This window comes from Actinoalloteichus caeruleus DSM 43889 (assembly GCF_000429185.2).
Taxonomy (GTDB): Bacteria; Actinomycetota; Actinomycetes; order Mycobacteriales; family Pseudonocardiaceae; genus Actinoalloteichus_B; species Actinoalloteichus_B caeruleus.
Map to the genome: position 1 here is coordinate 5426027 of NZ_AUBJ02000001.1, position 21767 is coordinate 5447793.

At 72.8% G+C, this 21767-nt stretch carries 19 protein-coding genes; 8 read left to right on the forward strand and 11 right to left on the reverse strand.

Features of this window, described 5'->3' with window-relative positions; genetic code table 11:
* Positions 1-2: 2 nt before the first annotated feature.
* The 3 genes from G443_RS22080 to G443_RS22090 all read right to left on the reverse strand — a co-directional run bounded on the left by G443_RS22080 (position 3) and on the right by G443_RS22090 (position 3685).
* The gene (locus G443_RS22080) at positions 3-1070 is read right to left on the reverse strand and encodes a 2,5-dihydroxypyridine 5,6-dioxygenase NicX family protein (RefSeq protein WP_026418538.1); all 1068 of its coding nucleotides are present in this window, start codon (positions 1068-1070) and stop codon (positions 3-5) included.
* A gap of 89 nt (positions 1071-1159) precedes the next feature.
* A complete protein-coding gene (locus G443_RS22085) occupies positions 1160-2803 on the reverse strand; it encodes an OPT/YSL family transporter (protein WP_211237507.1) in 1644 nt (547 codons plus the stop codon).
* A 90-nt stretch (positions 2804-2893) separates the two neighbouring features.
* Positions 2894-3685 (reverse strand): IclR family transcriptional regulator, encoded by a 792-nt coding sequence (locus tag G443_RS22090; protein WP_162147298.1) that lies wholly within the window; start codon positions 3683-3685, stop codon positions 2894-2896.
* A gap of 479 nt (positions 3686-4164) precedes the next feature.
* Here G443_RS22090 and G443_RS22095 point away from each other — a divergent pair, with 479 nt between their 5' ends.
* The gene (locus G443_RS22095; RefSeq protein WP_051313868.1) at positions 4165-5451 is read left to right on the forward strand and encodes an APC family permease; all 1287 of its coding nucleotides are present in this window, start codon (positions 4165-4167) and stop codon (positions 5449-5451) included.
* A 31-nt stretch (positions 5452-5482) separates the two neighbouring features.
* On the opposite strand, the gene G443_RS22100 is transcribed toward G443_RS22095, so the two are convergent.
* A complete protein-coding gene (locus G443_RS22100) occupies positions 5483-7618 on the reverse strand; it encodes a prolyl oligopeptidase family serine peptidase (RefSeq protein ID WP_026418535.1) in 2136 nt (711 codons plus the stop codon).
* Between the two features lie 187 nt (positions 7619-7805).
* Here G443_RS22100 and G443_RS22105 point away from each other — a divergent pair, with 187 nt between their 5' ends.
* Positions 7806-8504, forward strand: coding sequence for an HNH endonuclease (locus tag G443_RS22105; RefSeq protein WP_372492998.1), 699 nt, complete (start codon positions 7806-7808; stop codon positions 8502-8504).
* A gap of 240 nt (positions 8505-8744) precedes the next feature.
* Here the strand turns inward: G443_RS22105 and G443_RS22110 are convergent, their stop codons facing one another.
* Positions 8745-9083: a hypothetical protein gene (locus G443_RS22110; RefSeq protein WP_253860268.1), complete on the reverse strand. Its 339-nt coding sequence runs from the start codon at positions 9081-9083 to the stop codon at positions 8745-8747.
* Positions 9084-9667: 584 nt separating this feature from the next.
* On the opposite strand from G443_RS22110, the gene ctaJ reads away from it, so the two are divergent.
* Both ctaJ and G443_RS22120 read left to right on the forward strand, forming a co-directional pair.
* A complete protein-coding gene (gene ctaJ, locus G443_RS22115) occupies positions 9668-9913 on the forward strand; it encodes an aa3-type cytochrome oxidase subunit CtaJ (RefSeq protein ID WP_051313895.1) in 246 nt (81 codons plus the stop codon).
* Positions 9900-10391 carry a DUF5130 family protein gene (locus tag G443_RS22120; RefSeq protein WP_035274323.1) on the forward strand — a complete coding sequence of 164 codons (492 nt, stop codon included), beginning with the start codon at positions 9900-9902 and terminating at the stop codon, positions 10389-10391. Before ctaJ ends, G443_RS22120 begins: the two co-directional genes overlap by 14 nt.
* 236 nt (positions 10392-10627) lie before the next feature.
* On the opposite strand, the gene pepN is transcribed toward G443_RS22120, so the two are convergent.
* Complete coding sequence (pepN, locus tag G443_RS22125; RefSeq protein ID WP_026418530.1) at positions 10628-13180, reverse strand: aminopeptidase N; 2553 nt, start codon at positions 13178-13180, stop codon at positions 10628-10630.
* Positions 13181-13446: 266 nt separating this feature from the next.
* On the opposite strand from pepN, the gene G443_RS22130 reads away from it, so the two are divergent.
* Positions 13447-14073, forward strand: a complete 627-nt coding sequence (locus tag G443_RS22130; protein WP_269808366.1) for a mycothiol-dependent nitroreductase Rv2466c family protein — start codon at positions 13447-13449, stop codon at positions 14071-14073.
* Positions 14074-14077: 4 nt separating this feature from the next.
* Here the strand turns inward: G443_RS22130 and G443_RS22135 are convergent, their stop codons facing one another.
* The 3 genes from G443_RS22135 to G443_RS22145 all read right to left on the reverse strand — a co-directional run bounded on the left by G443_RS22135 (position 14078) and on the right by G443_RS22145 (position 16907).
* Positions 14078-15058 carry a hypothetical protein gene (locus tag G443_RS22135; protein ID WP_081715377.1) on the reverse strand — a complete coding sequence of 327 codons (981 nt, stop codon included), beginning with the start codon at positions 15056-15058 and terminating at the stop codon, positions 14078-14080.
* Between the two features lie 89 nt (positions 15059-15147).
* Positions 15148-16062: an MBL fold metallo-hydrolase gene (locus G443_RS22140; protein ID WP_051313866.1), complete on the reverse strand. Its 915-nt coding sequence runs from the start codon at positions 16060-16062 to the stop codon at positions 15148-15150.
* A gap of 83 nt (positions 16063-16145) precedes the next feature.
* Positions 16146-16907, reverse strand: coding sequence for a 2-phosphosulfolactate phosphatase (locus G443_RS22145; RefSeq protein WP_245588765.1), 762 nt, complete (start codon positions 16905-16907; stop codon positions 16146-16148).
* An 80-nt stretch (positions 16908-16987) separates the two neighbouring features.
* On the opposite strand from G443_RS22145, the gene G443_RS22150 reads away from it, so the two are divergent.
* Together G443_RS22150 and G443_RS22155 are read left to right on the forward strand one after the other, a co-directional pair.
* Complete coding sequence (locus G443_RS22150) at positions 16988-17461, forward strand: ribose-5-phosphate isomerase (RefSeq protein WP_026418526.1); 474 nt, start codon at positions 16988-16990, stop codon at positions 17459-17461.
* A gap of 100 nt (positions 17462-17561) precedes the next feature.
* On the forward strand, positions 17562-18374 hold the full coding sequence (locus tag G443_RS22155) for an Fpg/Nei family DNA glycosylase (RefSeq protein ID WP_026418525.1): 813 nt from the start codon (positions 17562-17564) through the stop codon (positions 18372-18374).
* A gap of 335 nt (positions 18375-18709) precedes the next feature.
* Here G443_RS22155 and G443_RS22160 read toward each other — a convergent pair whose 3' ends face one another.
* On the reverse strand, positions 18710-19468 hold the full coding sequence (locus tag G443_RS22160) for a hypothetical protein (protein ID WP_035274319.1): 759 nt from the start codon (positions 19466-19468) through the stop codon (positions 18710-18712).
* A 200-nt stretch (positions 19469-19668) separates the two neighbouring features.
* The gene (locus G443_RS22165) at positions 19669-20880 is read right to left on the reverse strand and encodes a GNAT family N-acetyltransferase (protein WP_026418523.1); all 1212 of its coding nucleotides are present in this window, start codon (positions 20878-20880) and stop codon (positions 19669-19671) included.
* 134 nt (positions 20881-21014) lie between these two features.
* Here G443_RS22165 and G443_RS22170 point away from each other — a divergent pair, with 134 nt between their 5' ends.
* Entirely contained in the window at positions 21015-21674 is a 660-nt protein-coding gene (locus tag G443_RS22170) for a maleylpyruvate isomerase mycothiol-dependent enzyme family protein (RefSeq protein WP_051313865.1), read from the forward strand.
* Positions 21675-21767: the final 93 nt, after the last annotated feature.

The window sequence follows — 21767 nt, forward strand, 5'->3', positions numbered from 1 at the left end:
GCTCAGTACCCTGACACGCCGAGCTCGCGGCAGATCTCCACCAACTCGGGGTGCACGTAACGACCGTCGATCTCGATGGCCTCCCCATCGAGGTAGATGGAGGGGTTGAGCAGGCTGCCGTCAGTGTGGGCCGCCGCCACCCAGGGCTCGCCGCCGATCCACGCGCCCTTCGTGCCCAGCCCCAGCTCGACGCACCCGAACACGCGCTCGTCCTCGACGATGCGGCCGGTCGGGCGCAGCACTCCGGGGTTGAAGCCCAGCGACCAGTGGGCGATCCGGAACATGTTCGGGTCGTCCAGGCCCTCCATCCAGCGGCGGAACACCGTGGCGTCGGCGTCGCCCTCGATGCCGGTGACGACGCCGTCCTTGACGGGCATCCGCACCGGGGTGCGGAGCAGGCCCAGCTCGTCGGGCGGCCACACGGCGCCGTCGAAGACGAGGACTCCCTGCTGCGTCTCCTCCAGCGGGTTCCAGGAGATCTGCCCGGCCAGCATGATGGTCTCGCCGGGGCGCTCGGCCGGCTTGCCCCGCAGGTTGATCGGGCGATCCCCGTTGCGGGCGGTCAGGTCGGTGCCGGCCGGGGTGGTGATCCGCACCTCGTCGGCCTGCTCCAGCAGGCGCACCAGCGCCTTGCCCAGGCGCATCGTGCCGGCGAAGTCGACCCGGCCCACGGTGTCGACCAGCATCGCCACGTCCATGCCGGTGAGGTTGACGTAGCGGGGCTTGCCGGTCTCCATCGCGTGACGGAACGCGTTGCTGTGCATCAGGTAGCCGACCGCGTACTCGATCCACACGTCGGCCGAGGCGATGGCGCCTGCCACCGGCGACGGTGGCTCCATCGCCGAGCTCGGATTCGTCGGGTACCGCACCACCACGGGGCTGGCGCCAGCGGCCTGCACGGCCTGCGCGGTCAACTCGGCGACGCGGTCGTCGCCGGCGGTGTCGACCGTGATGACCACGGACTCACCGGGCTTGACCAGCATGATCTCCTCGACGAGCTTGCGCGCACCCAGCGCGGCCTCGTAGCTGAGATACCCGCTCCGGGACTCCACCCGGTTGACGACCTCCACGGTGAGCTCCTCTCAGTGCACGCCTGCCGGCGTGCTCGGTGTCGTGTTCTGGAACAACCCGGGGGGCCGGTGCGGCCCCCCGGGACGGATCAGGACCGCAGGACCTGCGCGGTGGCGGCCACCGAGTCCCCGGCGATCAGGCCGGCGCCGACGAGGGACAGTTCCTGGTCGGCGGCGGCGCCGCGAACCCGGCGGTAGATCACCCGTCCGAGCAAGGCGGCGAAGACCAGCCAGCACGCGTTGACGCTGCCGACCAGCAGGCCGGTGGCGAGCAGGACGCCCATCTGCCGGCGGGAGCCGCCGATGAGCTGGATCAGCGCGCCCGGCACCGCCCAGATCAGCATGTTCGTCAGCACGCCGTCCGCGCCGAGACCGGCCTTGATGGTGTCGGCGTAGACCGTGGCGACCGGCGGGATGCTCCCGCCTTCGAGGAAGGACCGCCACAGCAGCGCGACCATGCCCAGCGCGACGAGGCAGCCGATGGCCGAGGCGAGGTACTGCTGGCGGCGGCCCGCCAGCTCGAAGGCGGTGTTCTGCTCCTCGCGGCGGAGCATCCACCCGGCCTTGAGGTCGTAGCCCATGTCGGCGAACGCCGGTCCGGTGGTGGCCGTGTAGGCGGTCAGCAGCACCAGGGGCACGGTGGGAATCCCCACGAGGAGGCCGCAGACCAGGAAGATCAACGTGACGGCGAAGGCGGGGAACCACCCGGCGTGCATGGCGGCCAGGCCCACGATGATCTCGTGGACCAGGGCGGCGAAGCCGGCGAAGAGGACCCAGCCGATGAGCGCCATCGGGCTCATGTCCGCCCACAGCCCCGAGAGCACGGCCAGCAGCACCGCGCCCAGCACGAAGAGCACGAAGCCCTCCCCGAAGGCCCGGCGCAGGCGGGCCGGGTCCACCGTGGGACGGCCGGGCTCGACCTCCTCGACGGCCGGCTGGCCGGCCTTGGACGCGGTGGCCGCTGCCCGGGCTGCCGCCTTGGCGGAACGACGTCCCACCAACAGGTGGATCGCCTGCCCGAGGGCGACCAGACCGGCGCCGATCATGACGCCGTGCGGGATGTAGAGCGCGGTCAGGTCGACGTCGAACAGGCCGGGTCCGTACTGGTTGACGAACAGCCCGACACCGAACATCAGCAGCGCCCACATGTTCCCGATGAGGGCGACACCGGCGGCGGACATCGCCAGCCCCGCGAAGGCGCCGACGACACCGACCACGGCGCCACCGGCGAGGATCAGCGCCCGCCGGCCGCCCCGGTCGCCGGCGAGGATGGTCTCGGCGGCGGCGACGCCGGGCGGCCAGGTGCCGGTGGCGGGGAGGAAGGCGCTGTCGAACGCCCGGTAGAGCACCCAGATGTCGATCATCAGCCCGGCGGCGCTACCGATCAGCATCGGCCACACCAGGTCGGGACGCCCGAAGGCGAAGGGGATGGCGATCGGGGTGAGCAGTGCGTTCGCGGCGGCGAAGGTGGCGGCGGAGATCGCGCTCTGCGTCAGGTTCTGCCGGTGGATGCTCCGCATCTTGCTGAGCCCCAGGATCGACACCCGGCCCAGCAGCATGGCGAGCAGCGCGCCGATGACCGAGGTGTTCGCCGAGATGCCCAGCGTGGTGATGAGGTGCAGGCCGATCAGCGCCCCGAAGGCGCTGAGCGCGACGATCAGCACGAACGTCAGCGGCTCGAACACCGTGGGGTGGTGGAGCGGACGAGCCGGGGTGGACCGAGTCCGAGACATACCGGCTTCCTTTCTGGGACGAGCCGCCGCGACGGGCACTGCTCGGGTGGGGATCAGATCGGGAGCGGAGCCCCCCAACCCGACTGCGGATCAGTCGGGTTGGGGGGCTCCGGGTGGGGAACCGAAACGCTGGGTGAGCGCGTCGGCGGCTGCGACGACCCGTTCGGCGATCGCGTCGAGTTGGGGGCGCAGGTGCGCGGCGGCGCCGACGACGGCGACCGAGCCGAGGACGGTCCCGTGGGCGAACACCGGAGCGGCGACCCCGACGACCCGGGCGTCGTGTTCTCCGAACGAGACCGCGTAACCGCGCTCCCGCACCTCGGCGTAGCGCCGTCGCAGCTCGGCGCGGGTGCCGATCGTCGCGTCGGTCGCTCCCTCGAGCTCGGGTGCGAAGAGGGCCGGGATCTCCTCCTCCGGGTAGAAGGCGAAGATCGCGTGCCCGCTGGCCCCGCCGTGCCCGGGGAAGAGCTGGCCGACCGCCGAGGTGTACCGGAACGGGCCTGGCTGGTCCACGGCCACCGAGCACCGGTAGCGGCCCCCGTCGGCGACGTTGAAGACCGTGCTCTCCCCTGTCGTCTCGGACAGGTCGAGCAGGATCGGGCGGACCACCGTGCTGATGCCGTCGCCACGCTCGGCCAGCCGGCCCAGGCCGACCAGCGCCGGCCCGAGGCGGTAACGCCGGGTCCTCGGGTCGGCGACCAGGAAGTCCCGTCGCGCCAGGGTCGCCATCAGGCGCTGAACCTGGGACTTGTCCAGGTCGAGGCGCCGCGCGAGGTCGGAGACCCCGTGCTCGGGTTCCCGCTCGGTGAACGCGGCGAGCACCAGCAGCGCGCGGTCCGCGGTCTGTAATACGCCGCTGGGGGCGCGGGAGGACGACGACATGAACGCTCCGAGGGAGGAATCGTTGCGATAATCGCAACGGCGTTTCATTTATGTCACCCATAACAGGCCCGCTACGGCTTGTTGTCAAGACAAGAAGCCCGGGAAACACGCGAACGAAATCTGGATGACGTCCCACTGTCACCCGTCCAGCTGGGAGCGGCTGGACCACCTCGGCGCCGAGACGCGGTCACCCCACGACTCCCGGCCTGGTCACGGGACCTGCACCGGTACAGCCCTCGCGTCGGGCGGCTGGCCGCGGCCCATCGAGCGGTGGGCCATGAGGAACCCGTCGCCGAGGGCGACGGCGGGCACACGGACAGCGAGAGCACCAGCCGTCGTCACCGACGGTGACGGGCTGGTGCCCAGGATGGAGCCGTCCCGTCGCCGACCACCACCTCCTCCGTCACCTCCTGGTGCCCCCACGTTCACGTGGCCGCGCCAAGCTCGTGGGTCGACCATCGACGCGGGGAGGTCCAGGGGTGAACAGCGTGTCCGGGGACGGTGCCGCCGACCGGCTGTCGCGGCAGCTGGGGACCGGGGGAGCCGTGGTCGTCGGCCTCGGGGCGATGCTGGGCGCCGGGGTCTTCGCGGTCCTCGCCCCCTCGGCCCAGGTCGCCGGTGCCAACCTGCTGCCCGCGTTGGCTGTCGCGGCCCTCGTGGCCTGCTGCAACGCGATCTCCTCCGCCAGGCTGGCCGCACGCCACCCCGAGTCCGGCGGCGCGTACGTCTACGGGCGGGAGCGGCTCGGGCCGTTCTGGGGACACCTGGCCGGCTGGGGCTTCGTGGTGGGCAAGACGGCCTCCTGCGCCGCCATGGCGCTCACCGCCGCCGCCTACCTGCTCCCCGCCGCGAGCGGCCCAGGCCGCACGGCACTCGCCGTGGGGGTCGTGCTCGCGCTGACCGCGCTGAACTACCGGGGAGTGCGGAAGTCAGCGGCGCTGACGAGGGCACTCGTCGCCATCACCCTGGCGGTGCTCACCCTGGTGGTCGTTCTCGCCCTGACCTCGGACGGCGCGGACGCCGCCCGCCTGGCCCCACCCGCCGGCACCGGCGGAGCGGGCGTGCTCCAGGCCGCCGGTCTGCTGTTCTTCGCCTTCGCCGGTTACGCGAGGGTGGCGACCCTGGGGGAGGAGGTGCGCGACCCGAGCCGGACCATCCCCCGCGCGGTCGCCGTGGCGCTTGGCCTCACCCTCCTGGTGTACGTCGCGGTCGCCGGTGCCGCCCTGGCCGCGGTGGGACCGGCGGAGCTGGCCGCCGCCCCCGACCCCCTCGCCACCGTGGTCGCCGCCAGCGACGTGCCCTCCCTCACCCCGCTGGTCCGGGTGGGGGCGGCCGCGGCCGCGCTCGGGGCGCTGCTCGCCCTGGTCCTGGGCGTCTCCCGCACCGTGTTCGCGATGGCCAGGGATGGGCACCTGCCCCGCCGGCTGGCGGCGGTGCACCCCCGCTTCGGAGGCCCGCACCGCGCGGAGGTCGCGGTCGGGCTGGTCGTCGCGGTCCTGGTGAGCCTCGTGGACCTGCGCGACGCCATCGGGTTCTCCTCGTTCGCGGTGCTCGTCTACTACGCCATCGCCAACGTCGCCGCGTGGACCCTGTCCCGCGAGGAACACCGCCCGCCGCGAGTCGTGCCCGCGACGGGCCTGCTCGGTTGCCTGGTCCTCGCCGTCACCCTGCCCGCGGGTTCGGTCCTGGCCGGGATCGCGGCACTCGGCCTCGGCGTCCTCAGCTGGGCCGGTCGGCGCTGGGTCGGCGGCCGACGACGACGCTGAGCGGGGTGCGGGGCCCGGACCGGCGCGGCCGTCAGCCGAGATCCAGACCGGTGGCCTCCGCGAGGAAGGCGAGCTGGTCCACGGACAACGCCACCGACCGCGACACCGACCTCGCGCCGTGCCCGACCTCGGTCTCGCGGCGGAGCAACACCGGGCGTTCCGCCGGCTCACCCGAGGTCGCGTGCTGGAGGGCCGCGCACATCTTCCTGGCGTGGCAGGGATCCACCCTGGTGTCGGAGTCGAAGACCGTGAACAGCACGGAGGGGTACCTCGCCCCGGAGACCACGTGGTGGTAGGGGGAGTAGGCCAGCAACCAGTCCAGCTCCTCCGGGACCTCGGCGCTCCCGTACTCGTCGTTCCACGTGCGGCCGAGCAGGAAGTGCTCGTAGCGCACCATGTCCAACAGGGGGGCCGAGCACACCACCGCCCGGTACAACTCGGGCCGCTGGGTCAGCGCCGCGCCCACGAGCAGACCGCCGTTGGACCCGCCCATGATCGCGAGCTGCTCGGGCGTGGTCCAGCCCTGGGCCACGAGGTGTTCCGCCGCCGCGTGGAAGTCGTCGAACACCCGCTGCTTGTGCTGGCGCATCCCGGCGCGGTGCCAGTCCTCGCCCTCCTCACCACCCCCGCGCAGGGAGGCGACGACCCACACGCCACCGGCGGCCACCCACGCCAGTGCCGCCGACGAGTAGCCGGGGCGCCGGCTGACCGAGAACCCGCCGTAGCCCGTCAGCAGCGTGGGACGAGGGCGGTCCGGCACGCCCGCCGGGGAGACGACGAACATGCGCACGAGCTGCCCGTCGGCCGAGTGGTACGAGATCTGGTCCGTGCGCACCTCGGGGGGCCGCACCGCTCCCGGTGCCGGACTCACCAGCCCGGCTGGCCCGGTGAGCACCGAGTGCTCCAGCACTCCCGGCGGCGTGACGAAGTCCGTCCACCCGATCCAGATGCGGTCCTCGTCGTGCCCCGTCTGGTCGTCGACGGTGGAGAGGCCGGTGACCGCTCCCGGCCCGGGCAGCGGCACGTCTCCGAGCGGCTCACCCGTCGTGGGGTGGTGCAGCGACAGTTCCGACCTGGCATGACGTGAACGGAGCACGACCAGGCTGGACGGGTGTTCCGGGCCACCTGGCAGGTACCGCGCCCCTTCCAGGACGGCGTCGGGCTCCTCCGGGACCAGCTCGCGCCACTCGGCACGCTCCGGCCGTTCCGGGTCGGCCACGCACAGCCGCCAGCGGGGCGCGCCGTCGGTCGTGCGCACCACCAGAACCCCGGTCCGGTCCACCCAGGGGTCGACCCGGATCCCGTCACGCTGGTCCACCAGTTGGGTCAGGGTGCCGCCGGCCTGGAGGTCCGCGATCCACACCGAATCGCGGGGGGCGGTGCCCGGGCGCGCGGTCACCAGCAGCCACCGGCCCCGGGGGCACACCCGCACGCCGTAGTAGTTCGTCGGGTCGAGTCCCTCACCGAGGACGACCTCGTCCTCCGAGCTGTCCTGGCCCACGACGTGCCGCAGGACCCTGCGGTGGAACTGCTCCTCACCGGCGGGGACCCGTTCCGGCGGCAGGCGGCGGACGTAGTAGAACTCCTTGCCCCCCGGTAGCCAGGCCACGGCCGAGTAGCGGCACCGGTCGATGGGGCCGTCCACCCGCTCGCCGGTCCGCACGTCCACCACGAACAGCACGGAGTGCTCGTCGCCGCCAACGGACAGCTGGTACGCGAGCAGATCGCCCTCCAGGCTGGGCGACCAGGTGTCCAGGGTGGTGCGACCGGACGGGTCGATCTCCGCGACGTCGATGAGTGGGCGTTCCCGCCAGGATCCGTCGTCGGCGCGTTCCCGGACGTGGAGCACGACGTGGTCCTGCCCGGGAACCCGCCGGGTGAGGAAGGCGCGGCCGGCGCGCCAGGTCGGAACGGAGACGGAACCGGCCGAGGTCAGCTCGGTCAGACGGGCGTCGAGCGCCTCCCTGCCGGGAAGTCCGTCGAGGCGACGCCGCGTCAGTTCGTCCTGCTCGCGGTGCCAGGACTCCGTCTCGGGGGAGTCGCCCCGTTCCAGCCACCGGTAGGGATCAGGGACCGGTCGGCCGTGCAGGTCGTCGACGAGATCGAGCCGACGTGCCCGGGGGTAGTCATCGACTGCGCCGTTCGGGGGTGCGGGGCTGGCGGTCACCCGCTGACCTTAGAGAACCGGGCGCGGTCGGCCGCCGTCAGGTTCGGTTCCACCACGTGGCTCGCTGTGAGTTGCGACACGAATGGGCGGGTCCGGGGGACCTGTTTTCGGTGTATCGGCTTTTCACAGGTGCGCGGAAGCCACCAGATGTGGTCGACTAGTCCACGCTAGCGGTGGAGGTGGTCGAGTGCCCGACCGACAACCCACTCCGATCGGCGTGGCTGACGGGTTCGCATCCCGGTCCGTCCTGCGTGCCCCACGGCCGCACGCGGACGCCGCGGCCGACGGTGGAGGAGAACGACACGGCCCAGTGGGCGTGCTGGCGCCAAGTATGGACCATGCCCGGAGAGCATCGACCGGCGGGTCGATCATCCCGGCACGTCGGCGGGTCCTGCTGCTCAACGCGACCTACGAGCCATTGACCGCCCTGCCGTTGCGGCGGGCGGTGGTGCTGGTGGTCTGTGGGAAGGCCGAGGTGGTGCACCGGGACCCAGCTGGCAGTGCCCTGCGGGCGGCCGCCCTGGTGCAGGAGGTGCCCTCGGTCATCCGGCTCAGCCGGTACGTCCGGGTCCCCTACCTGGGCCGCGTGCCGCTGACCCGCGCCGGTCTGATGCTGCGGGACCGGCACCGGTGCGCCTACTGCGGTGGCCGTGCCGACACCGTCGACCACGTGGTGCCCCGGAGCCGAGGGGGGCAGCACGTGTGGGAGAACTGCGTGGCCAGCTGCGCGCGTTGCAACCACCGCAAGGCTGACCGCCTGCTCCTGGAGATCGGGTGGAGGTTGCGGGTCCTCCCGAGGGCGCCGCACGGGCCCCACTGGCGTCTGTTGGCGGGCGCCGGCGAGACCGATCCGCTCTGGTTGCCCTACCTCGGGGAGGCGGCCTAGCCGCACCCGGCCGAGGCGGGGTGCTGGCGGCGGCGGACCACCTCCGGTGGAGCCTCGGGCGTGGCCGAGCTGGAGGAGGCACGAGCGCCCGCCCATGTCCCGCCCGGTGCGCTGCGCCAGGTCGCGCGGTCGACCACTGGTCATGCTCGGGTGTCCCGGCTGCCGTGAGACCCCGGTCCGGCTCCGTGCCGAACCGGGGTCTCACCGGGAACACGCCGCCGAGGCTGGCGGCGGGCCAGCTCAGCGCGTGACGCGGATGCCGGCTTCGGTGACGCGGATGCCATCACGAGTGACGCGGATGCCGGCCTTGGTGACGCGGATGCCGTCGCGGGTGACGCGGATGCCGGCCTTGGTGACGCGGATGCCGGCGCGGGATGAGCGGTGGGGTGGCTTCTGCGGGGTGACGCGGATGCCTGCTTCGGTGACGCGGATGCCATCACGAGTGACGCGGATGCCGGCCTTGGTGACGCGGATGCCGTCGCGGGTGACGCGGATGCCGGCGTTGGGCGTGGAGTGGTTGGGGGTTCGGGGGGTGACTCGGATCCCGGATTCGGTGACGCGGATCCCGTCGCGGGTCACGCGGATCCCGGCGCGGGTCACCCGGATGCCCGCACTGGTCGGTGCTGAGCACCCCGCACCGCTGGTGCGCCCCCGGCTCGGCACCCGCTCGCCGGCGCTCCCGCACCGGGGACCACCGGGACGAGAGACGAGGGCACCGGACGGCTGGGGCGCGAGTCCGCGCGTGCTGCTTCCACGACGAATCACCAAGTGGCCGGACATGCGGATCCTCCTCGGACAGCTGATCACGAGAATGGGAACGAGCTGGAACTGCGCGAGTGCTCGTCAGCATGCGCACGGGGCCCGGGCCGCCCACCACAGAAGCTAGGAGCGGGGTGGACGTGGCACAAGCGGCCAGGTGGCGGCCTGGCGTACGCCGTTTCCACCGGTGGGATGAGTAGCGGAGCGAGGGAAGTGCACGGGTAGTGCGCAAACGCTGTGACGCAACCGAGGGATGGCGGGGAAATGTCACCCACACAGCGAACTGTCGGTGAGTTGGTCACACCTGGTTCACCTTGGCCGAGTGGCTGGCCCGGGCCGCCGTCCGAGGACCCGCAGGAGGCGCTTGGCCCAGGTCATCGGTTACCGTACGGGCCGTGACCATCATGGAGACAACACTCGTCTTCGTGCTGATCCCACTCGTCCTCTATGGGCTGGTCGCGCTGCTGACGCTGCGGAAGCAACCCGTTCGCGACACACGCTACCGCCCGGGGCAGGAGTGGACGCACGAGCCGATCTGGTGGACCGCCAACCCGGCAGGGCTGCGCGGATCCCAGCGACACGTCGCCGAGGAACCGACCGAGGGCCTCCAGACGACGACGATCCAGGGAGGCGCCCGTGGGAACTGGTGAAGTGGCGCAGCGCAGTGCGGAAGCTGACGCCGAACTGGGGTACGGGGAGGCCAGGACGGTGACCGGGCGGGTCTCGGTCGCCAAACGGGTGCTGCCCGAGGAGTCGGACTCCCCGTTCGGGCACAACGAGCTCGCGCGACTCGACGAGGCCCTCACGCTCACCACGAGGGCTACCGGACTGGACTTCAGCATCTACCTGGGTGGGCTCGGCGAGAACACGCGCCGCCAGGCCGAGGAACTGCACGCGTCCCTCGGCGCGAGGGCGACCGACTCCGTGCTGATCGCCGTCTCGCCCGAGCAGCGGGTCGTGGAGTTGGTGACCGGAGAGGAAGCCGGCCGTCGCATCCCCGACCGCAGCTGCAAGCTCGCGGTGATGAGCATGGTGGCCTCCTTCAAGGAGGGCGACCTGGCCGGTGGCCTGCTGGACGGGCTGCGGATGCTGTCCGACCAGGCGGGCGTGGACATCCAGCGCGACTGACGCCGGGCGGGGCGGTCAGCGCGGCCCGCCCTCCACCACGTCCCACGTGCGCCCCGGCCGGTGCGGGCCCCGGGGACGACCGCCTTCCCCCACCCGCGCGGCCCCCGCTCGGGGCGTGCCCGGTCGGCGCGTCCCGAGCGGGTCGGTTCCGGCCGAACTCCGGCTCGTACCGATCTCGGGTTCGCTCCGCCCCCGGAGGCGACCCGCCAACGGGACGCCTCCAGGAACGGTCCGCGTCACTGCCCGTCGAACTCCCGGGCCGCCAACGCCCGCACCACACCAGCACGCCCCTCGGACACCAGCCGGCGCAACGCGGGCGGGTGCTCGGCGGCGAGCCACTCGTCGGCGGCGGACACCGTCTCCTCCGACACGGCCCACGACGGGAAGAGCCCGACCACGGCCGGCTGGGCGCGTTCGATGGAACGCCTGCTCCACACGTCCGCGATCTCGGCGAAGTACCGCCCCACGTAGTCCGCCAACAGCTCGGACTGGCCCGGGTGCGCGAAGCCCGCGATGATGGCCTCGTTGACCGCGTTGGGCAACTCGTCGTCGAGCGTGGCCCGCCGCCAGGCCTCGGCCTTGTCGGCGGCCGTGGGGCGCAGCGCCAGTGCCCGCTCGGCCTGTCGGCGACCCGTCGCGGTGTCGTCCCGCTCCCGCTCCGCCTCGACCTCGTCCGCGCCAGCCGAGCCGTGGGCGACCAGCGCCTGGAGCAGCCGCCAACGCAGGTCGGTGTCCACCGTCAGCCCCTCGGGGACGTCCACCCCGTCGAGCCAGCCGCGTACCGCCGCCTGCTCCGCCGCACCCAGCACCGCGCCGCTCAGCGAGTTGACGAAGGCCAACTGGTGGTCCGATCCCGGCTCCGCCGTCCTGACCAACTCCAACACCCGGGAGCTGAACCGCGACCAGCCCTCGGCCCGCCAGTCCTCGGCGGCGTAGAAGTTCAGGGCGGTCTGGGCCTGGAGCAACAGCCGTTGCACCACGCCGACCTCCGGTTCGCGGTGCACCCCGTTGAGGACCAGGTTCACGAAGTCCCTGGCCTTCAGCTCCGCCTCGCGTGCCATCTCCCACGCCGCCGACCAGCACAGCGTGCGCGGCAACGACTCCTCGACGTCGGAGATGCGGTCGATCAGGGTGGTCAACGACTCCGGGTCCAGGCGCATGTGGCAGTAGGTCAGGTCGTCGTCGTTGACCAGGACGAGCCGCCCCCGGTGCTGCCCGACCAGCTCCTCGACCGGGGTCCGCTCGCCGGAGACGTCCAGCTCGACCCGCCGCACCCGGACGAGACGGCCGGTCGCCGGGTCCTCGTCGTACACGCCCACCGCGACCCGGTGGGTGCGCAGTTCGCCCGCACCTGGCCTGGCCGGTCCCTGGATCACGTCGAAGGAGGTGAAACGGCCCTCGGAGTCCAGCTCGAAGCGGGGTCGCAGCGAGTTCAGGCCGGTCGTCTCCAGCCACTCGGCGCTCCACCAGGACAGGTCGCGGCCGGACGCCTGCTCCAGCGCGGACAGCAGGTCGGCGAGGGTGGCGTTCTCCCAGGCGTGGCGCTCGAAGTAGAGCCGCAGACCAGCCAGGAAGTTCTCCAGGCCCACGTAGGCGACCAGCTGCTTGAGCACGCTGGCGCCCTTGGCGTAGGTGATGCCGTCGAAGTTGACCTCCACCGCGTGCAGGTCGGGGATGTCGGCGGCGACGGGGTGCGTCGAGGGCAGCTGGTCCTGCCGGTACGCCCAGGACTTCTCGATGTTGGCGAAGGTGGTCCAGGCGTGCGTGTACTCCGTCGCCTCCGCCTGGGCGAGCACACTGGCCCAGGTGGCGAACGACTCGTTGAGCCACAGGTCGTTCCACCAACGCATGGTGACCAGGTCGCCGAACCACATGTGGGCCATCTCGTGCAGCAGCGTCTCGCACCGGCGCTCGTACAGGTACCGGGTGACCCTGGACCGGAAGACGTAGTCCTCCAGGTAGGTGACGCAGCCGGCGTTCTCCATCGCTCCGGCGTTGAACTCGGGCACGAAGCACTGGTCGTACTTGCCGAAGGGGTACCGGACCCCGAACGCGGAGTTGTAGAAGTCGAAGCCCTGCTTGGTCTCGGTGAACAGCCGCTCCGCGTCGAGGTGCTCGGCGAGCGAGGCCCGGCAGTAGAGGCCGAGGGGGATGCCGTCGTGCTCGTCCCGCCACTCCGCGTAGGGGCCCGCCACCAGTGCGACCAGGTAGGTCGACATGCGTTCCGTGCGCCGGAAGACGTGGCGCACCCCGCTGTCGGCGGTGTCCTCGGTGCGTTCCGCCGCCGCGTTGGAGATCACCTTCCAGTCGGCGGGCGCGGTCACGACGAGGTCGTAGACGGACTTCAGGTCGGGCTGGTCGAAGCAGGCGAACATGCGCTTGGCGTCGGCCGTCTCGAACTGCGTGTACAGGTACACGCCGCCGTCGACGGGATCGACGAACCGGTGCAGGCCCTCGCCGGTGTTCATGTAGCGGCAGTCGGCCACCACCACCAGCTCGTTGTCCTCGGCGAGATCGGGCAGCGCGATCCCGTCCTCCTCCCGGTAGGCGCTGACGTCCAGCTCCGTCCCGTTGAGGACCGCGCGCTCGACCCGGTCGGCGACCAGGTCGATCCAGCTGCTCGCGCCGGGTGTCCCACCGCGGAACCGGACGGTCGTCGTGGAGCGGAAGGTGTGCTCCCCCGGCTTCCCCCGGCCGTCGGTGAGGTCCAGTTCGACGGCGTAGGACTGCACGGAGAGCAGGGCGCTCCGTTCTGCGGACTGTTCTCTGGTCAGGTTCGGTGCGGCCACTGGCTACCTCGGTTACACGACGTCGTGGGTGAAGGGACACCGCATCCAATCACGATCAACCGGTGCCGTGCGGCCACGGCTCGCCGTCGTGCGGGCCGCCGCCAGGGTCGCCGTCCCACCGAGGGCGGGGAAACCGTCGGGGTGGGCTGGTAGGAGTTGGCGCGCGTTTCGGAGGCCAGTCCGGTCCGGCGCCGGGAATAGGACCGGCGACGGCGGTGGTTGAGTGCGGACGTAAGCCCCACCCCGGCACCGATCAAGTTGGAGGCGTGACAGTGTCCGCAGACTCCCCGTCCAAGCCGCGCGTTCGTTTCTGGTTCGACCCGGCGTGCCCGTTCGCCTGGATCACCTCCCGGTGGGTGCTCGAGGTCGAGAAGGTGCGGGAGATCGACCTCTCCTTCCACGTCATGAGCCTGTCGGTCCTCAACGAGGATCGGGACCTGCCCGCCGAGTACCGGGAACTGATGACCAAGGCCTGGGCGCCGGTCCGGGTCGCCGTCGCCGCGGCCGCTCAGCACGGCGAGGAGGTGCTGCGCCCGCTCTACACCGCGTTCGGCACCCGGATCCACCTCGAGAAGGACCGGGACTACGACCGGGTGATCAGCAAGTCGCTGGCGGAGGTGGGTCTGCCGGCCGACCTGGCGGACGCCGCGACGAGCACCGAGTACGACGAGCGGCTGCGCGCCAGCCACCACGAGGGGATGGACCCGGTGGGGATGGATGTCGGCACCCCCGTCATCCACGTCGACGGCGTCGCGTTCTTCGGCCCCGTCCTGACCAGCATCCCCCGGGGTGAGGAGGCGGGGGCGTTGTTCGACGCGTCCCGGACCCTCGCGGCCTACCCGCACTTCTTCGAGTTGAAGCGGACCCGCACGGGAACGCTGGACTTCTCCTGACCGGTCAACTCCAGCCCCAGTTCATCCCGTAGATGCCGGCGGCGAGATCGACCTCGATCATGGCGGCGGCGTTCGACGCGCCCAGGGGGACCTCGCGGACGTCCTGCCTGGGCGCGTCCCCGCTGGCCTGGTAGTAGCGCTGGCAGTGGGTGGGCAGCGAGGTGGGGGCGAACTGGACCTGGAGGACGTACTGCCGGGTGGGGAAGAGGAAACGCCGGTCGTGGTACCCGGCGGGCTCCGAGGGGGGCAGCTCCATCTCGTACTCGAAGACGGTCGGTTCGCCGGTGCCCAGGACGCGGTCAAGGACGAGTTCGGCCATCACGAAACCGCTGGCCGGGTCGCGGTGCACCTCCCCGAGGGTGCAGTAGCGGGTGCTGATGGCGGCGGCGGTGCGCTCGGGATCGTCACTCCGGTACACGAGGAACGTGCTCGACACCCCGTCCACCGCCGCCTGCATCACCATCCTGGTCCGGATCGCCAGCTCGTCGCGCCGCGCGTCGACCACCAGCAGGTCGTGCACGGCCAGCGGGATGAGCTGGTCGGGGGAGGGCACTCCGAGGCTCGCCCGCAGGTCGCGCAGCGTCTCCTGGTCACCGAAGAGCTGGTCCATGTCCAGGCTCCTCGGTGTCCGGGACACCCATCGACCCCGGGGGCGTCGCGGGCCCAGCAGGGCGGTGAGGGAGGAGTCGGGGAGGGCGAGCACCTCCTCCAGGATCTGGACGCCCCGCAACGACTCGGGACGTTCCGGTCGGCTCCGACCGTGCCGCCAGTAGCTGAGGGTCGTCAGGCTGATGCGCACGCCCCGCTCGGCCAACCGGTGCTGGATGCGGTCGAGGCTCAGACCGCTCGTCTCGATGGCGAGCCGCAACGCGTCGCTGAACGGTCCGTGTTCGAGGGCGTCCTGGAGCTCCCGGTGCAGGGAGTCCCGGCGTGGTGGACCGGACGTGGAGGACGGTGGCCCGGTGACCCGCCGGTTCGGTCGCATGTCCACCTCCCCTCGGTAGCGCGACGTCCGTCGCCCTGAGCACCGTTGCGGCACAGGATATGCCACCCGGGCAGCACCCGCCGTCAAGATCAACTGGCGGGACGTGATCGGTCAGAGGGACGGGCAGCCGTCGTCGCGCCACCAGTCGGGGGGCTGGTCGGAACCTCGGGGCGGGTCGCGCGCACCCGCGCCGCGATGACCGCCATCGTCTCCTCGGGATAGGGCGGCTCCCCACCGCCGGGAGCGGCCCGGTCGGGCGAGCCGGACTGGCACGACACCACCGCCCGCTCCACATCGTCGGCCTGTGCCAGGACGAAGGCCGCGTCCACCGGTTCCCCGTGACCGGGCACGACCACCCCGTTCGCCGGAACCAACCCGGCGAGGCGCCGGAGGGCGCCCGGCCACTCCAGCGGGTAGGAGTCGCCGAAGTCCGGTGGCGCGCCCTGCTCGACGAGGTCACCGGCGAACACCGTGCCGGTGTCCGGTACCTCGACCACCACGTCGTGATCGGTGTGGCCGCGCCCGAGGTGGCGCACCAGCACCGTGCGGCCGCCCAGGTCGAACGTGGTCGGGTCGGCGGGGAGCGGACGTGGGAGGACGGGGCGACGGACCCGGTCCAACCGGTCGGCGATCGCCGACCGCCCCTCGGCCCGGTACCGGGCCACCCACTCCGTGCGCTGCGCGGCGGCGGTCCGCTCCAACGCCTCGACGGCGTCGGGGTGCGCCCACACCGGGCACGGCAGGAAGGCCTCGCTCCCGAAGCAGTGGTCGAAGTGGACGTGCGTGAGGACCACCGTCCACGGCAGTTCGGTCAGCGCGCGCACCTCGGCCGCGAACTCGGCCCCCTGTTCCCGGTCGCCCCGGGTGTCGACGACCAGGCAGCGGTCGCGTCCGACGACCAGGCCGACGGACAGGTCCAGTTCCCGGTACCGGCGCGCCCACACCCGGTCGCCGACCTCGATCCAGGTCCCGGCGCCGATGTCCTCGTCCTCGTGCGGTCCCACCCGTCCAGTATCGCGTGGCGGGCCACGGCGCGGAGCGGCCGTGGACGCCCCTCGTGTGGGCGGGTCCCGGCCGTGCGAGGGGCTCAGCCTCCCCGGAGCACGCCGTCCCGCAGCACCGGCACCGCATGGGAGACGTCGTGGCACCCCGCGAGCTCGAGGTCCGCCCCGAAGCCCGCCGCCCGCAGCTCCCGGCCCGACACGCTCTCGGCCAGCACGGTGCCCAGGGCGCCCGCGTACGACTCGAACGCGGTCGCGGCCACCTCGGCCTCCGCCGAGACGTCGATCAGCGGCTCGACGGCGCGCAGGGCCGAGACGATGGAACCCGCTCCCAACAGGTCCTCCACCGCCGGTCGCGGCGTGTCGTCGGGCCACCGCTCACCGGCGGCGATGACGCCCACCGGCCGGCCGGCGCGCCACGCCGCAGCCGCTCCCGCGACCGCCGCCGCGTTGCGCGGGCACCCGACGAGGACGGTCGCGGAGGATCCCGCCGCGAGGGAGCAGAGCGTCGCCCCGTTCGGCGACGGCAGGGCCAGCAGGGTCCGCGTCTCCAGCGTGGACAGGGATTCGGGGCTCAACGACCAGCCCGCGCCGCGCTGACGGCTGGCCAGCACCGCTCCGGCCCGCGCGGCCGCCTCCGCCGCGCGGGCGTCCCGCCAGCGCAGGGGCAGCACCGAGGCGCCACGCCCCACCGCGACGTCCACGGCGGTGGAGAAGGAGAGGACGTCGACCACCACCAGCACACCGCAACTGGGGGCGAGGTTCGCCATGCCCCGCTCTCCCCAGTCCAGCCTGACATCGAAGCCAGCCTGTTCGAACACCCCGTCGCCCGGCGCCGCCAAGGTCACGGCGCGATGGTGGCACGGCGGGACGTCGTGGCGGGGGCACGGGTTCCCGTGCGGCCCGCGGCGTTTGGCAGACTGCCCCCGTGCGCGTCTACCTGGGAGCCGACCATGCCGGCTTCGAACTCAAGGAACACCTGGTCGGGTGGCTGACCGAACAGGGCCACGAGGTCGTCGACGTCGGCCCCCACGCCTACGACCCGTTGGACGACTACCCGCCGTTCTGCGTGGAGGCCGCCCGCCGGGTCGTCGCGGACCCGGGCAGCCTGGGCATCGTGCTCGGTGGCTCCGGCAACGGTGAGCAGATCGCCGCGAACAAGGTCCCCGGGGCCCGTGCCGCCCTCACCTGGAGCGTGGAGACCGCGCGACTGGCGCGGCAGCACAACGACGCCCAGTTGGCCGGGGTGGGCGCGCGGATGCACACCCGGGAGGAGGCCACCGCGATCGTCGCGGCCTTCCTGGAGACACCGTTCTCCGGCGAGGACCGGCACGGTCGACGGCTGGAGCTGCTCGCCGAGTACGAGCGCACCGGCACGCCGCCCGCCCTGCCGGCGTCCTGACCCCGCACGCCGGGCGCCTGGCCCCGGTCCCGGCGGGGCACGAGGACGCGGGCCGGCGCCGAGGAGGCCAGGTCCTCGCCCGCCGACCGAGGAGGCCCTGATGCCGGAAGGACACACCCTGCACCGGCTGGCCCGACGTCACCGGGAGCTCTTCGTCGGGGCCCCGGTGGAGGTCACCAGCCCGCAGGGACGGTTCGCCGCCGAGGCGTCGCGGTTGGACGGTCGGGTGCTGGTCGCTGCCGAGGCCCACGGGAAGCACCTGCTGCACCGCTACGAGGCCGCCCCGGTGGTGCACATCCACCTCGGTCTGTACGGGACGTTCACCGAAGGAGCTCGCCCCGCGCCGGAACCGGTCGGGCAGGTGCGCCTGCGCCTGGTCGGCGGTGACCACTGGACGGACCTCCGGGGGCCCAACACCTGCCGCCTGCTCGACGACCACGAGGTCGACGCGCTCGTCGACCGGCTGGGACCCGATCCGCTCCGGCCCGACGCCGACCCCGAGCGGGCGTGGGCGCGGCTGAGCCGGTCTGGCAGGTCCGTGGCCGCGTTGCTGCTCGACCAGTCGGTGCTGGCGGGAGCCGGCAACGTCTACCGGGCCGAGGTGCTGTTCCGGCACGGCGTGGACCCGATGACACCGGGCCGGCTGATCGACCGCGAGCTGTGGGAGGCCCTCTGGAAGGACCTGGTCGACCTGATGGCCGACGGGGTTCGCACCGGACGCATCGACACGGTCGCCGAGGAACACGAGCCACACCGGATGGGGCGGCCGCCCCGCCAGGACCGGCACGGCGGCGAGGTCTACGTCTACCGGCGGGACGGGCAGCCCTGCCTGGTCTGCGGCGTGGAAGTCCGGATGCGGGACCTCGGGGGCCGCAAGCTGTACTGGTGCCCGAGCTGCCAGCCGGAGCGTTGAGCACCGGAGCCGGCCGTCGACGTTCCGCCTGGTGACGCGGCGGCGGAGATCGGACGTCGCCGTGCTCGCCATCGCCGACGCGGCTCGCCGGGACTCGGCGGGGCCAGGACGATCTCCACGACGGGGCGGCCGTCGGACCCGTCGCGGGGTACCCGCTGACGAGGGGACACCAGACCACGGTTCGGGTGCCCGGCAGGCCCCTCGGCCCGACGCCGTGAGCACGCGGTGCGCGTCCTGGACGGGGAGGCTGCCGGCTCCACACCGAACGAAGGGCCCCGGGCGAACCCGGGGCCCTTCGGCGCGATCAGTCTGGGGCGATCACCTCGACGGAGTACTCACTCCATCCCGATGTCGAAGTCCATGTCCCCGCCCATGTCGCTCATGTCGTAGTCGCCCGAGTCACCGGAGTCACCCGAGTCGTCGCCGCCCGAGTCGCCGGAGTCGTCACCGTTCTCGTCGGCCGCCGCCTCGACCACGACGACGTCCGGCACGCCCATCATCCCGGAGAACAGGGCGGTGAACAGCAGCGCCGAGCCCATGCCCCACGCGCCGGCCACCAGCGCCGGCTTCCACCAGGGCTCGCTGTACCAACCCTGCGGAACGGGCCGCCCCGCGACCTCGCCGCCGGGGTAGTAGTGCGGGGTCTGCTCGCCGGGGTTGGGGGACGCGGCGAGCTGCCGGCCCTCCAGCTCGATCTGCCGGTCCTCGCCGACCGAACCCGCCCGCGACTGGCCGTTGAGGTCGGGGAGCTCCGGGCCCGGGTCCATGCCCATCGCGGTCCTCGCCGCGCGGACGTAGTAGAGCCCCTCCATCGCGGTGGCCGTGACCAGCGCGCACTGTTCGGTGCTCTTGGCCTGCTCCATCTGCGAGCCGGCGGCGGTGTAACGCTCCGAGGCGTCCGCCAACGCCTGCTGGGAGGCCTCGTTCGAACCGACCAGGTTGATCACCTGCCCGCCGAGCCGCTCGACCCAGCGGCGAGCGTCCGCCTGGGCGTTCTCGAGTTCGCGTTGCCGCGCGGCCGCCTTCTGCCTCAGCATGAGGGCGACACCTCCGACCACTGCCACCAAGAGCACGATCAGAATGATTGTGCCCATCATCGTTCCTCCTGCCTCGGGCGCGTCCGCGTGTGTGCGAACCGGACGAAGTTGACGTTACCCGTCGGGTGTCAGCTCACGATCAACACCCGGAGGTACCGCGCCCCGAAGGGGACGTGCGTCCGAACGACCTCGCGGGGCTGGGCTGGGCCGCGCTCGACCGTCCGCGGGGACCCGCCGCCCCGGAGGCCCGGCAGGGTTCAGAAGTCGATGAGGCAGTGCGGGGACCGATCGGCGAGGAAGGCGCGGGTCAGGGCCCGCACCGAGCCCCTCCGGTGCTCGGAGACGAGGCCCGCGGCGGCCAGCGCGGTCAGCGTGGTCCCGCCGAGGTAGGCGGCGGCGAGAGCGCTGATGTCCAGCGAAAGCGCGGGCTCGGCGTCGGTGCGGCGCACCTCGGCTCGCCCGTCGGCGTCCACCGCCATCCGCCACCGCCCCGCGTTCCAGGGGCACAGCCGGTCCGAGACCTGGAACACCACGTCGGCCTCGGCGGCGTAGGCGCGGGCCGGCAGGGCGCGGTCGAGGTCGACGATCCGCAGCCACAGCGCGTCCTCCACCTCGACCCGGGCTCGCCGGGGGTCGGCGAGGAACCACCGGATCGGATCGTCCACGGCGGCGCCGAACCACTGGACCTCGCTGACCAGGTCGATGTCGAGCAGGTAGCGCCACAGCGCCGCGGCGGCCACGGCGTCCAGGGACTGGATCTCCAGCACCTCCACCCGCGCCCTGGCCTCCCGCCTGCCCTCGCCGTGGAGCAGGCGGTACACGGCGTACCCCCGGGGGTGCGTGGCGAAGCGGTAGGCGGTCCGGTCGGCACGGGGGGTGTCGGCCAGCCAGAGGTCCCAGACCGGGGCGCCGCGGTCCAGCCACCCCACGCGGCCGGCGGCCCGGTCGTGGAGCTCCCGCAGCCGGGGCAGCGCGTCCTCCCTCGGCGCCTCCCGCACCGGGTCCGGGCCGGTGTCGACGTCGGCCCGGAACTCCGCACCCCTCGGTACCCGGATGTCGGCCCACTCGGTGGCGGGCGCGTAGCCGTAGCGCCCGTAGATGCCCGCCTCGGACGCCTCCAGTCCCGCCACCGGCTCCGCGCCGGCCTCGTGCAGCGCGTGGAGCTGCGCGCGCATCATCATGCGCATGATGCCGCGGCGGCGGTGGCCCGGCTTCACCCCCACGTGGGTGATGGCGGCCAGCGGTCGGGGTTCCCCGCCCGGCACGGTGAGGGTCCTGGTCATGACACCGCAACTGCCCACCTGCTCGGCGCCGTCGAAGACGCCGTGGTGGCGTTCCAGCTCCAGCACCCGCCGCAGCAGCGGTTCGCGGTCGGGGTCGGGGTCCTTCAGGAACGCGGAGACGAGGACGGCGAGGTTCTCCGTGAAGTCGTCGTCGGTGAGCTCGCGGACGCTCAGCTCGCTGGTCATGGCTGCTCCCCTCGTGTACCCGGCGCCGGCGTGCCCCCGTTGCCCCCCGGAGGCCCGGTCCCACGCCAGCGCGCGGCGGCCGCCACACCGCCGGGGCGGCCGGGAACGTCGGTGCTCCCGTCGATACTGCCGGGGTGGCCCACTCCGAACCAGCGCGACGCAACCCGGTCACCGCCGAGGACCTGGACAGGGCGGCAGAGGGGGTGCTGGCCGTGCTCGCCGCCGCCACGGACCGGGAGTGGCGCGAGGTGCGCGCCGCCGGGCTGGACTGGACGTGCCACGCCACGGCGGAACACGTCGCCGACGACCTGTTCTTCTCCGCCGTCACCCTGGCCGGGCGGAGCCACGAGCAGCTGGCCTGCTGGCTCCGGGCCGAGGACGGTGCGACCGCCGCCCAGCTCGTGGAGGTCATCCGGGCCAGCGCCGCGCTGCTCACGGTCGCCTTCCGCACCGCGCCGCCGGGGGCACGGGGAGCCTGCGCCGACGGCCGAGCCGATGCCGAGGGGCTGCTCGCGGTCGGGGTCGCGGAGCTGGTGCTGCACGGGTACGACCTCGCGCTCGGTCTCGGGTTGGACTACCGGGCCCCGGTCGACGTGGCCCGTCGCCTGCTGGGACGGCTGTTCCCGCAGATCCCCGAGGAGGGCTGGTCGGTCGACTCGTGGCACGTCCTGCTCTGGTCGACCGGCCGGGCCGACATCCCCGGCGTGGACGCGGTCGGGCGCTGGCAGTGGCAGGTCGAGCCGCTGGACGAGCCGAGGCCGGATCTCGCGCCCGTCGTGACCCGCGCCCGGTAACGCCTTCGTCCCTGTCCCGCTGCCCCTTCCCCCGCCCAGTGACGCGGATGCGGGCGAATACCCGGTACTGGTTCCGCGAATGCGGAACTACAG